Origin of the sequence: Paenibacillus sp. FSL W7-1279 (genome assembly GCF_037969845.1) — a bacterium.
Lineage (GTDB): Bacteria > Bacillota > Bacilli > Paenibacillales > Paenibacillaceae > Paenibacillus_AQ.
This window is the reverse complement of the sequence record NZ_CP150215.1, coordinates 4,718,537-4,733,581: the sequence shown is the minus strand read 5'-3', so window position 1 is coordinate 4,733,581 and position 15,045 is coordinate 4,718,537. Positions and strand designations below refer to the sequence as shown.

Sequence of the window (15,045 nt, the reverse complement as noted above, 5' to 3'; positions counted from 1 at the left end):
CAGCGATGAAGACCCTTGACAGAATGACAGATGGACCTTGGCAGAAATATCACGGTCCGAACTTGGGGTACATTCAAGATCAGTATGAGAAGTTTTTGCAAGACCCGCAATCTGTGGAGCCAGGATACCGTGAGCTGTTCGCCAGCTGGGGACCGCCTCCATCTTTGGAAAACAATGAAAAGAAAGCGGATTCGCAGGGACAAGGTGTTAGCTACGACCCGCAATTACTGAAAAAAGGGGTAGCTGCCGGCAAACTGGTATGGAACATTAGAACCTACGGTCATCTGGCCGCCGACATTGATCCGATTGGAATTGGAAACGAAGCTGATACGCGTCTGCTTCAACCAGAAAGCTACCAACTCAGCCAAGCGGATTTGGCAGCCCTGCCTGCAGAGATCGTCTGGGAGGAGGCTCCTAGCGATGTCAAGAATGGCTTAGAGGCAATCCAGCGGCTGTTACAACTATATACAGGCTCCATTGCCTATGAATTTAGCCATGTTCACGATGAAGAAGAACGCAAATGGCTCAACCAGCAGGCCGAATCGGGACGTTATTTGTCCGCCATGAGCGTAGAAGAGCGCAAGGGGCTTTTGAAAAAGCTGCTTGAGGCCGAGCAATTCGAGGAATTCCTGCACCGCACGTTCGTAGGTGCGAAACGTTTCTCGGTTGAGGGCAACGAAGCACTCGTACCGCTGCTTGACGAGATCGTTCGCCAAATGGCCGAAGTGGATGTCAATTCCATCCTCGTGGGGATGGCACACCGCGGTCGCTTGAACGTCCTGGCTCATGTACTGGGCAAGGATTACAGCAAGATTTTCTCGGAGTTCATGCACTCTCCGAATAAACATCTCGTTCCATCCGAAGGCTCCATGGGCATTAACTATGGCTGGACAGGTGACGTGAAATATCATTTGGGCGCGGACCGTTATCTGAAGAAGGATGAAGCACGGCAGGTTCGGATTACCCTTGCAAACAACCCGAGTCACCTGGAATACGTCAATCCGGTAGTAGAGGGCTTTGCTCGTGCTGCTCAGGAGGATCGCAGTGAAGCGGGTTATCCGAAGCAGGATGTAAACAAAGCGCTGAGCATTCAAATTCATGGTGATTCCGCGTTCCCTGGCGAAGGGATCGTGCCGGAAACCTTGAACTTTAATAAACTGCCGGCATTTCGTACGGGCGGATCGATTCACATTATCGTGAATAACCGTATCGGATTTACGACAGAAGGCAAGGATTCCAGATCCACTCATTATGCGAGTGATTTGGCGAAAGGATATGAGATTCCGATTATCCACGTGAACGCGGATGATCCGGAAGCATGTATCGCGGTTGCTCGTCTAGCCAGTGATTATCGCAACAAGTTCAAGAAGAGCATTCTGATTGATCTTGTCGGTTACCGGAAATATGGCCATAACGAAACCGATGATCCGGAAACAACCCAGCCGCTGATCTACCAGAAGGTGAAGAACCATCCAACCGTCAGCGCGATTTATATGAAGAAACTGGTGGATGGAAACATTCTGACCCAAGAACAAGTGGACGGTCTGAAGAATAGCGTTCTAGAGGTCCTGAAGAATTCTTACGAGAGCGTGAAGTCGAAGGATCCTGTTGATCAGATCCTGCTGGGGCTGAACGCTACTGACGGTAAATCCAAGACGGAAGTAGCTACGAATGTGTCTGCAGAAGTGTTGCGCGGGATTAATCGCGAACTTCTGCAGTGGCCAGAAGGCTTTACGGTATATCCGAAGCTTCAACGTATTCTCGAGCGCCGCAGCAATTCGCTCGACGAGGGCGAGAAGGTGGACTGGGGCCATGCCGAAACGCTGGCTTTCGCTACGATTCTTGCCGACGGCAAGCCGATCCGGATTACGGGGCAGGATGCCGAACGTGCAACGTTTGCCCATCGTAACCTCGTGCTTCACGATGCGGTTAATGGGGAGACCTTCTGCCCGCTGCACCGGTTGCCGCAAGCTAAAGCATCGTTTGCGATCCACAACAGCCCGTTGACCGAAGCAGCCGTCGTTGGATTTGAATATGGCTACAATGTGTACTCTCCTGAGACTTTGGTGATCTGGGAAGCGCAGTATGGTGATTTCGTTAACTGTGCCCAGGTTATCATTGACCAGTTCATCACAGCCGGCCGCTCGAAGTGGAGACAGAAGTCCAGCTTGGTTATGCTGCTTCCTCACGGGTATGAAGGAAATGGTCCTGAGCACTCCAGTGCAAGATTGGAACGCTTCCTCCAGCTGAGTGGAGAAGACAACTGGACGGTTGCAAATCTGACTTCCGCTGCTCAGTATTTCCATCTGCTGCGCAAACAGGCTTCCTTGACCGAAACGGAAGATGCCAGACCGCTGGTGATTATGGCTCCGAAGAGCTTGATTCGTAATCCGCGCGTGGCATCGCCTGTGAACGCGTTCAGTGAGGGCGGTTTCCAGAAAGTGATGGAGCAGCCGGGTCTTGGCCAATCACCGAAGAAGGTGGAGCGCCTTGTTCTGTGCTCGGGGAAAGTTGCAATCGATTTGGAGGATGCGCTGGATAAGCAGAAGGATCAGGATCAGTCCTGGATTCATATTCTTCGTGTGGAACAGCTGTATCCGTTCCCTAAAGAAGAAATTTCCCGTGTGCTGCAGAAGTATCCGAACCTGAAAGAGATTCTGTGGGTTCAGGAAGAACCTCAGAACATGGGCAGCTGGAGCTTCATGGAACCAAGAATTCGTGAAATTGCACCTAAAGGCACAGAGGTCCGTTACAGCGGACGTCCTGAGCGTTCGAGCCCTGCTAGCGGCTATCAGGATGTTCATGCTTATGAGCAACAGACCATCATTTCTTTTGCCCTTAATCGTAAAACTATAAATCAAGAGATCTCATTGGGGAGGTAGCGGCTGTGAGCGAAATTACTGTACCAGCTATGGGCGAATCCATCACCGAAGGAACGATATTCAAATGGCACGTTAAAGAAGGGGATAGCGTTAACATCGGTGATGTGCTGCTCGAGTTAGAAACGGATAAGGTTAATCTTGAAATTAGCGCAGAGTCAGAAGGCGTTGTGGAAAAAATCCTTCGTCAAGAAGGGGAGAATGTAACGATCGGTGAAGTTATCGGTCAAATTTCTCCGCAGGAAGGCGTTGCAAGCGCTCCGGCAGCGAAGGCGGCTGAAGCACCAGCATCCGCACAAACGGAGGCTGCTCCGGCACCCGCAGCAGAAGCACCGAAGCCGCAAGCTCCGGTACCGGCTCAGAACGAGGAAGGAGCGGGTCTGACTGCATCGCCATCCGCACGCAAACTGGCTCGTGAACGCGGGATTGATCTGGACCAGGTACAGGGCCGCGACCCAATCGGTCGGATTTACCATGATGATGTGAAGAATCATAATGAAGCCAAGCAGCCTGCTGCACCGAGCAAGCCTGCAGCTACCACTGCTGCACCGGCAGCACAAGCGCCGGCCGCTGAGTATGGCAAGCCGGTAGAACGCACTCGCATGTCCCGTCGTCGTCAAACGATTGCGAATCGTTTGGTCGAAGCGCAGCATACGGCTGCCATGCTGACTACCTTCAACGAAGTGGATATGACAGCGATCCTGGATGTGCGCAAGCGCCGTAAGCAAGCTTTTCAAGAGAAGCATGACGTAGGCCTAGGTTTCATGTCCTTCTTCACCAAGGCGGTTGTAGGTGCGTTGAAGAGATTCCCGCATCTGAATGCCGAGATCGATGGCGATGATATTGTTGTGAAGAAATTCTATGATATCGGTATAGCGGTGTCCGCGAAAGAAGGACTTGTTGTTCCGGTCGTGCGCGATGCAGATCGTCTTGGCTTTGCCGAGATTGAGAAGGAAATCGGCAATCTGGCTGCGAAGGCTCGTAATAATGCGCTGTCCTTGTCTGAACTGCAAGGCGGTACATTTACGATTACGAATGGCGGCGTCTTCGGCTCGCTGTTGTCTACGCCGATCCTGAATACGCCGCAGGTGGGTATCCTCGGCATGCACAAAATCCAGCTTCGCCCGGTAGCGATTGATGCTGAGCGTATGGAGAATCGTCCTATGATGTACATCGCATTGTCTTATGATCATCGGATCGTTGATGGTTCCGAAGCGGTTCGCTTCCTGGTAACGGTTAAAGAGCTCCTTGAAGATCCAGAGTCGCTGCTTCTGGAAGGCTAACTCTCCAAGCTTTGCGACACAATCATAATAAGAAGGCCGCATGGACATTGCCATGCGGCCTTCTTACATTAGCGATTATGATTTTGATTTATCGTTATCGTTCGGATCGGGGAGATCCCGAGGGTTCCAATTTTCAGCCTGAGGCTCCACATCCTGATGTTTCTTTACCTTGTCTCTTTGTTCCTGAGAGTCATTCTCCGCATTCTGCTGATTGCGTACTTCCTCGCTGTTGGGTTGTTTCATGGGAATACCTCCTTCAGTCGATATAATACATACATACCCGGTATGGCAAAAGACAAACAGGCCTCGGACATCAAGTCATTTGATTTTCATTGGGGTTGAAGTTAACATGGTAACTGATAGTCCATTACATAAATCATGATCATTATAGATAAACGAGAGGAGAGATAGGCATTATGGCGAATCCATCCCAGCGTACGCTGCTGTTTACAGGTGCGTATGCGGAAGACAACCAAAGCGGAGTATGCGTATATGAATTTAATGAGGATAGCGGCGAATTGAAGCTGCTTGATGAGGTGTCCGGCATTAAGAATCCGACCTTCCTGAACGTGGACCCGGAAGCCAGACGTTTATATGCCATTGGCGAAATTTCAGAGGATGGCGGTAAGGCTGGCGAGATCATCAGCTTTGAGATTGACCCTGTTGCCGGCAAGCTGACCGAACGGAGCCGTGTTCGCAGTGTGAGCAGCTCTACTTGCCATATCCAGCGTGATGAAGCGAGTAAGTATCTGATTGTTTCGAGTTATCATGGAGGCTTGGTAGGTCTTCATCCGATCGGGAAGGATGGACAAGTCGGTGATCTGCTGGATGAGAAGAGACATGCCGATCTCGTGACTGTGCGGGAAGATCAGCAATCCAGAGCACATTCGGCGTTTTATAGTCCGGATGGTCAATACGTGTTCGTACAGGATTTGGGACTGGACAAAATTCTCGCTTACACGGTAAATGAGAATGCCCAAGAATTGAGCTTTCATGGCGAAACCCAGCTGGAAGCGGGCGTAGGCCCTCGTCATCTGGCGTTCCACCCAAGCGGTGTTTACGCATATGTCATCAACGAGCTGAATTCCAGTGTCACGGTGCTTCGCTATATCCAAGACGAAGGTCGTTTTGAGGTCCTGGAGACGATATCGACACTGCCTGCGGATTTTGACGGAGAGAGTTACTGCGCCGAAATCGCCGTGTCTGCGGATGGCAAAACGGTATATGGATCTAACCGCGGACATGACAGCCTTGTTGTATTCAACGTGCATGAAGATACCGGTCGCTTAAGCCCGGTCCAGTATATTTCGACAGAAGGCGGGCACCCGCGTCATTTTACACTCATGCCTGGGGGCAAGTTCTTGGTTGTTGCCAATAGAGACGGGAATAATCTTGTATTATTTAAGGTGAATCCGGAAGATGGCAAGCTTGCCTTTACAGGATATACGGTTTCGCAGTCCAAACCGGTATGCGTAAAACCAGCGGTATTCCAGCTTTAGGTTCGAAAGAACAAGTAATCGCATAGCGAATGAACTTAGAGATCGTTCTTACGGCTCAAGTGGTAAGCTGTTTACCATGATGAGTCGGGGAGCGATTTCTTTTTTACTGACTGGAGTTTTTGGGCAGAGAGGAGATTGATTACGTACACGCAACATAACAGCTCGAGGCACCAAGATTCAGACACGGACTCGTTGGGTTATCTATAATCAGGAAAACTTAAACGAGGAGGTTGTGGCAATGTCAACTAATCAACGTTTGGATGGTAAAGTAGCCATCGTTACCGGTGCTGGTTCCGGAATCGGCCAGGCCGCAGCCCTTCTTTTGGCGGAGCAAGGAGCTAAACTGCTGTTGATCGACATTGATCGTGAACGTGTGGAGAAGGTTAAACAAACGATTGAACAAGGCGGGGGCGAAGCGCTAACCGGCAACTGCGACATTTCCAAAGCGGAATCGCTGAAGGATTGCTTTAGCCAGGCTGCCGAGAAGTGGGGAAAGATTGATATCGTGTTTGCCAACGCCGGGATCAACGGGACCAAGGCCCCGATCGAGATCATGGAGCTGGATGAATGGGATGCTACGATCAATACCAATCTAAGAGGAACGTTTGCCACGGTTAAATACGCGATTCCCTATTTGAAGGAGCACGGAGGAAGTATCATCATTACGAGCTCCATTAACGGTAACCGGGTATTTACCGGCTTTGGTTTCTCAGCCTACAGCACCACGAAGGCCGGGCAGGTGGCTTTCATGAAGATGGCGGCTCTGGAGCTTGCACGTTATAAAATCCGGGTGAATGCCATTTGTCCCGGCGCGATTGCCACCAACATTGATGAGAGCACCATTGCGAAGCCAGAGCTGGACGAGGTGACGATCCCGATTGAATATCCGGAAGGAGACCAGCCCTTGGCGGATGGACCGGGACAGCCTTCACAGGTTGCCCAGCTCGTAGCATTTCTTGCATCCGATGATGCTTCCCATATTACCGGCACTGAAATCTATATTGATGGGGCGGAATCCCTCATTCATTGATCATCTACAAAGACCGATTTGACAAAACCGGACGTTTTCCTCATAATGAATGAACGTATTGTCAAATTGAATAGTGGTGATGAAGATGGGGATGGGGATTGTTGTTGTGGAAATATGCGACAGCAACTTGATGAGTGCTTTGGAACTTGAGCATCTTGAGGAATTGTATCCCGAAATCGCTGTCCTGCGGGCTGATTGCATGAATCTTTGCGGTCTGTGCAAGCTGCGGCCATATGCACTGGTGAATGGTAAACGTGTATTCGCGGCAACGACGGAAGAATGCGTCGAGAAGATCAAAGCTGCTATCGAAGCTGAACTGGCTGTTTTCCATGATATTTAATACGTCTGAATGTAGACGAGATCGTATAGTAAAAGGGCAAGGTGCGAGTGATTCGCACCTTGCCCTTTCGTTTGGTTATAGCATTTATGGCTGGGTTGGCTCAGGAAGCATTGTGGCTTGCAGCAACAATCTCTTCACACTCCGCAGAGCAGCAGCTATGATGAAGCTCCTCACACTCTTCGCAGCATACATGCTGCAGGTGGCAAGCGTCATTATCGCAATTGATATACCGATCTTCAGGCTTTCCGCAATGGTGGCATTTACCAACGATGACATCCTCGTCCGTTTGATTGATCGGCACGGCAATACGCTCATCAAATACATAACATTTCCCGTCGAACAGACGGCCTTGGACTTCAGGGTCTTTACCGTAGGTGACAATGCCGCCCTCAAGCTGGGCAACGTCTTTGAAGCCTTCCTTAAGCATGAAGCCGGTCAGCTTCTCACAGCGAATGCCCCCTGTGCAGTAAGTCAGGATGGTTTTATCCTTGTGCTCGCTCAGGTTCTCGCGAATCCACTCCGGAAACTCACGGAACGATTGCACCTCTGGACGTATCGCATTGCGGAAGTGGCCGATATCGTATTCGTAGTCATTCCGCCCGTCGATGACGATGACATCATCACGCTGCAAATGTTCAAAGAATTCCTGAGGCGACAAGCGTTTTCCGCTAATCTCGTTAGGGTCGAGCTCATCTTCCACCCGGAAGGTAACGAGTTCTTCGCGGTGACGGACAAACATCTTTTTGAATGCGTGCCCTTCGGAAGGGTCAATCTTAAATACCATGTCCGCAAATAGCGGATTAGCGTGCATATCCTGCATATATTGTTCAGTTTGTTCAATCGTGCCGGATACCGTGCCATTGATGCCTTCGGAGGCAATCAGAATCCGTCCTTTGAGTCCGAGATCTTTGCAGTATTGCAGATGCTCGTCTTTGAACGCTTCAGGGTCCGGGATTTGAACAAATTTATAATAGAGAAGGATCTGATAGTTCTGTTGCTCTGACATGATTTAATCACCTGTTCTTTTTATATATTCAGCCATACGTGTACCTATAGAATTGTAGTGAATTCACTCCACATAGTCAACTTAAATGTATAGAAAGTTTGGCATGATATGTGAAATTAAAGGGTTTCATGAACGCCTGAAAGCGGTTATGATGAAGGGGTGAGCAGGAGAACACTTTCATTATTGGAGGCGTTGAACAGCATGGTACATATCGAACAGAATGCACTCGTATTGTTTCAGGGCGACAGTATTACCGATTGCGGTCGAAATTACGAGGAGTCGGACAGTTTGGGGAACGGATATGCGCTGATGGCTGCTGCCCGGCTAAGCATGGAGCTGCCTTTGAAAAGGCTGCGTTTTGTAAACCGCGGAATCAGCGGTAACCGGGTCGTCGATTTGCGGGGGCGTTGGGAGGAAGACTGTATTGATCTGGATCCGACATGGGTATCCATCCTGGTCGGTATTAATGAGACCGGCAGGAAGTATAACCGGGGTGAAGCAACATCGGTGGAAGCCTACTATGAAGGGTATCGTGAGCTTCTTATCCAAACCCGCGAGTTAACCGGTGCAAACTTTATTCTCATGGAGCCGTTCTTGCTGCCTGTTACGGAAGCGAAGAAGGAGTGGCGGGAGGATCTGGATCCCAAGATTCAGGCCGTTCGGGAATTGTCGCGAGAATTTGAGACGTTGTACGTTCCGCTCGACGGCATTTTTGCTGCAGCCAGCTCCAAGATAGAGATGAGTTATTGGGCAGCTGACGGTGTTCATCCTTCACCGGCAGGTCATGCGCTCATGGCCGAAGCGTGGTTAGCAACGATGCATGGCCGATCGATTTTGTAGACATTGATTTTTTTTCTACTATATAAATAATACTTCATTTGGCTGACATCCCCGGAAGCATGTGACATCCGGGGATGTTCTTTATGTAAACCATCATACGCTTTATAAAATCTTGATTGACGAAAACAATTGGGTACATATAAAATGTTCATAATAGACCGTTGTTCAATTGGAACGACCTATTTTTTGACTTTAATGCTTTCGTCGATGAAAGCGGGGAAGCGTTGTCGCTTTATGTAGAAAATTATGGTTTAAGAACGAAGCGGTTAACCAATGAGAGGGGAATCATGATGAAGAGAAAAATGTGGTTATCACTAACACTCTCCGCACTGCTGGTTACGGCGGTAGGATGCGGGGACAAGCCGGAAGGCGGCGGTACGACTCAAACGGGAAGCGGCGGAGAAGCGGAGAAGAAATCCTATAGCATCGCTATTTCGCAGATCGTAGAACATCCATCTTTGGATGCAACGCGTGAAGGCATTCTGGCAGCATTAAAGGATGCCGGAATTTCCGAGGATGACAATACGCTGAAAATCGATTACAACAATGCGCAAGGCGATCAAGCGAACAACCTGTCGATCGGTCAGAAGCTGAAGGATACGAAGTCGGATCTGGTGGTCGCTATCGCAACCCCGTCCGCACAGGCCGTGGCTGAGAACGTAAAGGAGAAGCCGGTGCTGTTTGCAGCGGTGACGGATCCGGTTGACGCGAAGCTGGTGAGCGACCTGCAGAAGCCGGGTGGCAACGTCACCGGGGCATCGGATACGAATCCGGAGGCAGCTAAACAGCTGATGGATTTCATCAGCACTAACTTCCCGGACGTGAAGAAAATCGGCCTTGTCATTAACGAAGGGGAAGCCAATGCAGTGGTGATGGCAAAGACGGCTGAAGAGGCGCTTGCCGAGCACGGCATCGAGCTGGTTAAGGCAGCTGTCACAAACACTTCGGAAGTGAAGCAGGCCGCGGAGTCGTTAGTCGGCAAGGTAGATGCTTACTATATCACGTTGGATAATGTCGTGGTCAGCGGCGTTGACGCGATTATCCAAACGGCACAAAAGAATAAAATTCCGTTCTTCTCGAGCGACCGCGATACGGTGGAGAAGGGGGCTTTTGCAACCGTCGGATTTAAGTATTACGACCACGGCTATCAAGTTGGACAAATGGCTGTAGAGATCCTGAAAAACGGCAAAAATCCGGCGGACATGGAAGTGACGAAGCCGGATAAGCTGGATCTGATTCTGAACACGAAGGTTGCGGCTGACTATGGTATTGAAGTGACCGACGCCATGAAACAGGAAGTCAAGGACCCGGACAACAACATCATCGAGTAACTGTAAGGCGCGGAGATAACAGCCCGCGCCTTACTTCTGAATCCTTAAGGAGGTCAATGACATGCTGGATTTCGTGATGAGGCTGGATGGTCCGATTGAATTGGGGCTGTTGTATGCGCTGATGGCACTTGGCGTATATATTACGTTCCGGATTCTGGATTTTCCGGATCTGACGGTAGATGGAAGTTTTACAACAGGTGCAGCGATTGCGGCGATTCTGATTACCAACGGTGTGAATCCATGGCTTGCGACGCTGGCTGCATTTGCCGGAGGCATGTTAGCCGGTATCTGTACAGGCCTGCTGCATACCAAGGGCAAGATCAACGGTTTGCTCTCCGGCATTATTATGATGATTGCCTTGTATTCGATCAATATGAGGATTATGGGTAAGCCTAATATTTCGTTAAGCCAGGAAGCGAATATCTTCGGATCGATCGATCCGATCTATATAATGTTGGTGATCGTAATTATCGGAAAACTGCTGCTGGATGCATTCTTCCGCACGGATCTTGGTCTTGCGCTGCGCGCGACAGGAGATAACAAGCGAATGATCCGCAGCTTTGGAGCGAACACGGACACAACAACCATTTTGGGGCTTAGCATTTCAAACGGTCTGGTGGCCTTATCCGGGGCCGTAGTTGCTCAGCAGTCCAGTTTTGCCGACATCAGTTCCGGTATCGGAATGATTGTGATCGGTCTGGCATCCGTCATTATTGGCGAAGCCGTGCTGGGGACCGGTTCGGTATTCCGGACGACGCTGGCTGTAGTCTGCGGTTCGATTATCTATCGGATTGTCGTTGCTGCTGCGTATGAGATTGAATGGCTCGAAGCGTCGGATTTAAAATTGATCACCGCGATCATTGTCATTATTGCTCTCGTGGTTCCGACCATCAATCGGGCGATGAAGCAGCGTTCACAGGCACGGAGGCGCTCAACCGAGCTGTTAGCTACGCAAGGGAAGACCAAAGGAGGTGCGCTCTGATGCTGGAAATGAACCGTGTGTCCAAGCTGTTTAATCCGGGAACCGTGGACGAGAAGATTGCCTTGATGGATATCAATCTTCACTTGAAGCCGGGGGATTTCGTAACGGTTATCGGAAGTAATGGTGCAGGCAAATCCACGCTGATGAATATTATTTCCGGGGTAATGAAGCCCGATGCGGGCGAAGTACGCATTGACGGCACTTCAATTGGCCATCTGCCGGAATATCGTCGCAGCCGCTGGATCGGCCGGGTATTTCAGGATCCGATGGCGGGCACTGCGCCGCATATGACCATTGAAGAGAATCTCGCGATGGCTCATCGCCGCGGCCAGTCCCGCGGGCTAAGCATTGGCGTTACAGCTTCCAAGCGCGCGGGCTTCCGCAAGCATTTAGAGCGGCTCGGCATTGGTCTCGAGGATCGGCTCCGAGCCAAAGTAGGGATGCTTTCCGGAGGGGAACGTCAAGCGCTAAGCTTGCTGATGGCGACCTTCACTCAGCCGCAAATCCTGCTGCTGGATGAACATACGGCAGCGCTTGATCCCGCACGTGCGGAGCTGATCACCCGAATAACCGATGACATCGTACGCGACATGAAGCTGACCACGCTCATGGTCACACATAACATGGAGCAAGCCATCCGTCTAGGCAATCGCCTCATTATGATGGACAAAGGACGTATCATTCTGGATGTGAACGAAGAGCGCAAGAAATCTCTGACGGTGGAGCAGCTGCTCGGGGAATTTGAGCAGATTAGCGGTCATAAGCTGTCGGATGATCGTTTGGTTCTTGGGTAAGCATCTTGCGTTGAGACGGGAATCATTTTATGAATATAACGCTAAGCCTTCAATCTTGACAGGCTTAGCGTTTTTTTGTACGCTAATTTTTTCCTGGCCAGTTATCTATCAAGGCCGGTTAATAATATGACTGGTTTCAGTTCCATCGCTTTTTGCAAGGATTCCTGATAACGTGTTAATGTTGGGTGAGTCACATCTTTAATCGGGAATAACATCAAGAGTGTGCTTTGAAAATGCCTGACGACCGCTAAACTTGAACTAGCGGACATTTGAATATAGGAGGCTTATTCCTTCATGGTCGTTCGTAAAGATGATCTGCAGATGAAAATATTATTAGTGGAAGATGATAAAACAATTGCGTCCGGGCTGGAATATTCGCTGCAGCAAGATCGCTTTTCTACCGTTCTTTGCTATGATGTTGAATCTGCAAAAAAGGTGCTCACTGAAGATATAGATCAATTCGCTCTATGTTTATTTGATTTATCGCTTCCGGATGGAAGCGGTTATGAATTGTGCAGAATGGTGAAAGACCAACGAGATATTCCGGTCATCTTTTTAACGGCGATCGACGATGAGGTCAATGTCGTGATGGGGCTTGATATGGGAGCCGATGATTATATTACAAAGCCTTTTCGTATTCGCGAGCTTCTTTCGCGGATCAAGTCCGTCCTGCGGAGATACCATAAGTCGCCTCAGACCCAAGGGATCATTAACCTGAACCAGGTTCGCATGAATACGCTGGAAGGAAAAGTGTATAAAAACGGCGCCGAAATTTCATTGACCGCTTTGGAGTATCGCTTATTGTTGATTTTTGGTAACCATATTGGGCAAGTTCTATCAAGAAATCAGCTTTTGGAGCAGATTTGGGACGTGGCAGGCGACTTCGTGAACGACAATACGCTAACGGTATATATCAAAAGGCTGCGGGAAAAGCTGGAGGATGATCCGCAGCATCCCACGATGATCAAAACGGTACGCGGTTTAGGATATAAGGTTGGTGATTAGATGCTGCGTAATCGAGAGGTTCGGATTTTATTGTTGATCATGGGTTCCATCAGTTTAGCGGGGGGCGTTGCGGCTGCTTTTATTTCGTCTGTAGCTGCGGCGCTCGTTTTCATCATGTCTATTTTACTTATGGGAAGCAGTCTGTTATTCACGAGATGGAGATACCGCGAACTTGAAAAGCTGTCCGTCTATTTGCGTGAAATTAGCAGCGGTAATTATTCACTTGACGCTCGCGATAATCAAGAAGGCGAGCTTAGCATTTTAAAGAATGATATTTATAAAGTGACGCTTATGCTATCAGAGCAGCGGTCGCTTCTGCAGCGAGACAAAACGGGGCTAACGGATGCCATTTCCGATATCTCGCATCAGCTTAAAACGCCGCTTACCTCCATGACGGTGATGGCGGATTTATTAAGCAAACCCCACCTGCCTCCAGCGAAAAGAACAGAGTTCACTCGCAATATCCGTATTCAGCTTGAACGAATCGATTGGCTTGTTTCTTCCTTGTTAAAGCTATCGAAAATAGAGGAAAAGACAATCCAGTTCAAAGAAGACCAGGTACTCGTAAATAAGCTTATACAAAAGGCATTAGAACCGGTGTGGATTCCGTTGGAAATCAAGGACCAAACGGTAACCATCAAGGGTGATGACAACGTCTCATTTGTCGGTGATTTCAAATGGACGGCCGAAGCGCTCATTAATATATTGAAAAATGGCGTCGAGCACACGCATGAAGGCGGAAGCATAGCCATTTCTTTTTCCGAAAATGCGCTATTTACGGAAATTATCATTGCCGATAACGGTAAAGGAATTCCAAAAGAAGATTTACCTTATATATTTAAGCGTTTTTATAAAGGGAAAAATGCGAGTGAGGGGAGCATCGGCATTGGTCTTGCGATGGCTTATAGCATCATTGCAAGCCAGAACGGAGTGATCGATGTGACAAGCAGCAGCGACAAGGGTACGCAATTTCGAATTAAGTTCTATAAACAAGTGATTTAATCGTAAGTGACTGAATTGTCACCTTCATCGTCACTGAAAAGTCATTTTAGACAGATAAAATGATAGTCAACAGATGAACGATGGAGGTACGACCATGCATTTGAAGCAACAACGCCAGATTATTTTTGCTATCACGATTTTCTACACCCTGTTTATTCTTTATTTTTTGTTTTTCGCTTTCGGCAGAGTAGGTAAGGTAGATCAAATCTCCGAGTACACCTTTATATTTTTGCCTGACAGTTTCTTCAGGTTGCCAAGACTAGATCTTCTACATCCTACGCTGATGGATCTTGTGGGTTTCGGGAACATCGCCGCGTTCATTCCTTTTGGCATATTGATTCCGTTGTTATATCAGACTAGCTTTGTTCGCTTTATGACCTTGTTCATCCTATCCATTCTCGTGCTGGAGACGATTCAGGCGCTAACATTCCTCGGCAGCTTCGACATGAACGATGTCATACAGAACTCATTGGGGGCAGCCATAGGCTTCGGGGCGTACAAACTTGGCTTTCGCACGAACAGTAACTGGAAAAATATTGTTTATGCCGGTTTTTCTGGTTTAATCCTTATGCTCGGGGTGTGGGGTGTCTTTGGGATCGTTGACCAAGTGTTGACCAAAGAGATGAGCCCCTTTGTAGCGATAAACGATTTAAGGGATAGTACGGGGAATCTTTCAACGGGAACCAAACTGAACACTCTTAAGATAAGCGGTCAAGACGTGGAACCCCAATATAATGTGTACAGCATCGAAGGCAAAAGCAAGGAAACGTACACGTATACGTTTGGCAATAAGAAGGAGGTGTACCTCTTTTTGAATTATGGGATTCCCGATCAGGAGGATTCCCGAGGCAGCATTAGGGTTACCGCCGATGGACATGAGTTCCTGACTGTATCTGTAGAAGCCGGATGCCATGAGCCGGATATGAGCTCCATTTATCTCCCTCAGGCCAATGAGCTTACGATAACCATTGAGGGAATTGTAACCCTGTGGGATGTTGGATATAAAGAGATGGTTTATAGCTGGAATTGAGCATGAAGGGGCGCCCATGCTTCC

Annotated in this window: 14 protein-coding genes; 12 read left to right on the top strand and 2 right to left on the bottom strand. The window is 49.0% G+C overall.

All coding sequences use genetic code 11. The annotated features are described in order from the left end of the window. Positions 1-5: 5 nt before the first annotated feature. Both MKY82_RS21040 and odhB read left to right on the top strand, forming a co-directional pair. On the top strand, positions 6-2,882 hold the full coding sequence (locus MKY82_RS21040; protein ID WP_194543477.1) for a 2-oxoglutarate dehydrogenase E1 component: 2,877 nt from the start codon (positions 6-8) through the stop codon (positions 2,880-2,882). A 5-nt stretch (positions 2,883-2,887) separates the two neighbouring features. Further along, positions 2,888-4,162, top strand: coding sequence for a 2-oxoglutarate dehydrogenase complex dihydrolipoyllysine-residue succinyltransferase (gene odhB / locus MKY82_RS21035; protein ID WP_339218231.1), 1,275 nt, complete (start codon positions 2,888-2,890; stop codon positions 4,160-4,162). A 75-nt stretch (positions 4,163-4,237) separates the two neighbouring features. On the opposite strand, the gene MKY82_RS21030 is transcribed toward odhB, so the two are convergent. Beyond that, positions 4,238-4,405: a hypothetical protein gene (locus MKY82_RS21030; protein ID WP_181469796.1), complete on the bottom strand. Its 168-nt coding sequence runs from the start codon at positions 4,403-4,405 to the stop codon at positions 4,238-4,240. Positions 4,406-4,578: 173 nt separating this feature from the next. Between MKY82_RS21030 and MKY82_RS21025 the strand changes: the two genes are divergently transcribed. The 3 genes from MKY82_RS21025 (at position 4,579) to MKY82_RS21015 (ending at position 7,031) form a co-directional block, all read left to right on the top strand. Beyond that, positions 4,579-5,661, top strand: coding sequence for a lactonase family protein (locus MKY82_RS21025; RefSeq protein ID WP_194543475.1), 1,083 nt, complete (start codon positions 4,579-4,581; stop codon positions 5,659-5,661). A gap of 238 nt (positions 5,662-5,899) precedes the next feature. Then, complete coding sequence (locus MKY82_RS21020) at positions 5,900-6,691, top strand: SDR family NAD(P)-dependent oxidoreductase (RefSeq protein WP_194543474.1); 792 nt, start codon at positions 5,900-5,902, stop codon at positions 6,689-6,691. A gap of 91 nt (positions 6,692-6,782) precedes the next feature. After that, the gene (locus MKY82_RS21015) at positions 6,783-7,031 is read left to right on the top strand and encodes a DUF1450 domain-containing protein (protein WP_015736210.1); all 249 of its coding nucleotides are present in this window, start codon (positions 6,783-6,785) and stop codon (positions 7,029-7,031) included. Between the two features lie 100 nt (positions 7,032-7,131). On the opposite strand, the gene MKY82_RS21010 is transcribed toward MKY82_RS21015, so the two are convergent. Next, on the bottom strand, positions 7,132-8,037 hold the full coding sequence (locus tag MKY82_RS21010; protein WP_194543473.1) for a rhodanese-related sulfurtransferase: 906 nt from the start codon (positions 8,035-8,037) through the stop codon (positions 7,132-7,134). Between the two features lie 201 nt (positions 8,038-8,238). Between MKY82_RS21010 and MKY82_RS21005 the strand changes: the two genes are divergently transcribed. From MKY82_RS21005 to MKY82_RS20975, 7 genes are all read left to right on the top strand, one after another. Beyond that, on the top strand, positions 8,239-8,877 hold the full coding sequence (locus tag MKY82_RS21005) for an SGNH/GDSL hydrolase family protein (RefSeq protein ID WP_113058746.1): 639 nt from the start codon (positions 8,239-8,241) through the stop codon (positions 8,875-8,877). 290 nt (positions 8,878-9,167) lie between these two features. Then, positions 9,168-10,208, top strand: a complete 1,041-nt coding sequence (locus tag MKY82_RS21000; RefSeq protein ID WP_220687367.1) for an ABC transporter substrate-binding protein — start codon at positions 9,168-9,170, stop codon at positions 10,206-10,208. 61 nt (positions 10,209-10,269) lie between these two features. Further along, positions 10,270-11,190 carry an ABC transporter permease gene (locus MKY82_RS20995; protein ID WP_100537945.1) on the top strand — a complete coding sequence of 307 codons (921 nt, stop codon included), beginning with the start codon at positions 10,270-10,272 and terminating at the stop codon, positions 11,188-11,190. Further along, positions 11,190-11,984 carry an ABC transporter ATP-binding protein gene (locus MKY82_RS20990; RefSeq protein WP_339294293.1) on the top strand — a complete coding sequence of 265 codons (795 nt, stop codon included), beginning with the start codon at positions 11,190-11,192 and terminating at the stop codon, positions 11,982-11,984. Before MKY82_RS20995 ends, MKY82_RS20990 begins: the two co-directional genes overlap by 1 nt. 321 nt (positions 11,985-12,305) lie before the next feature. Next, on the top strand, positions 12,306-12,989 hold the full coding sequence (locus MKY82_RS20985; protein ID WP_194544864.1) for a response regulator transcription factor: 684 nt from the start codon (positions 12,306-12,308) through the stop codon (positions 12,987-12,989). Continuing rightward, on the top strand, positions 12,990-13,991 hold the full coding sequence (locus MKY82_RS20980) for a HAMP domain-containing sensor histidine kinase (RefSeq protein WP_339294292.1): 1,002 nt from the start codon (positions 12,990-12,992) through the stop codon (positions 13,989-13,991). It begins immediately after the preceding gene. A gap of 94 nt (positions 13,992-14,085) precedes the next feature. Further along, positions 14,086-15,021 (top strand): VanZ family protein, encoded by a 936-nt coding sequence (locus tag MKY82_RS20975; protein ID WP_339294291.1) that lies wholly within the window; start codon positions 14,086-14,088, stop codon positions 15,019-15,021. The last annotated feature ends 24 nt before the right edge of the window (positions 15,022-15,045 follow it).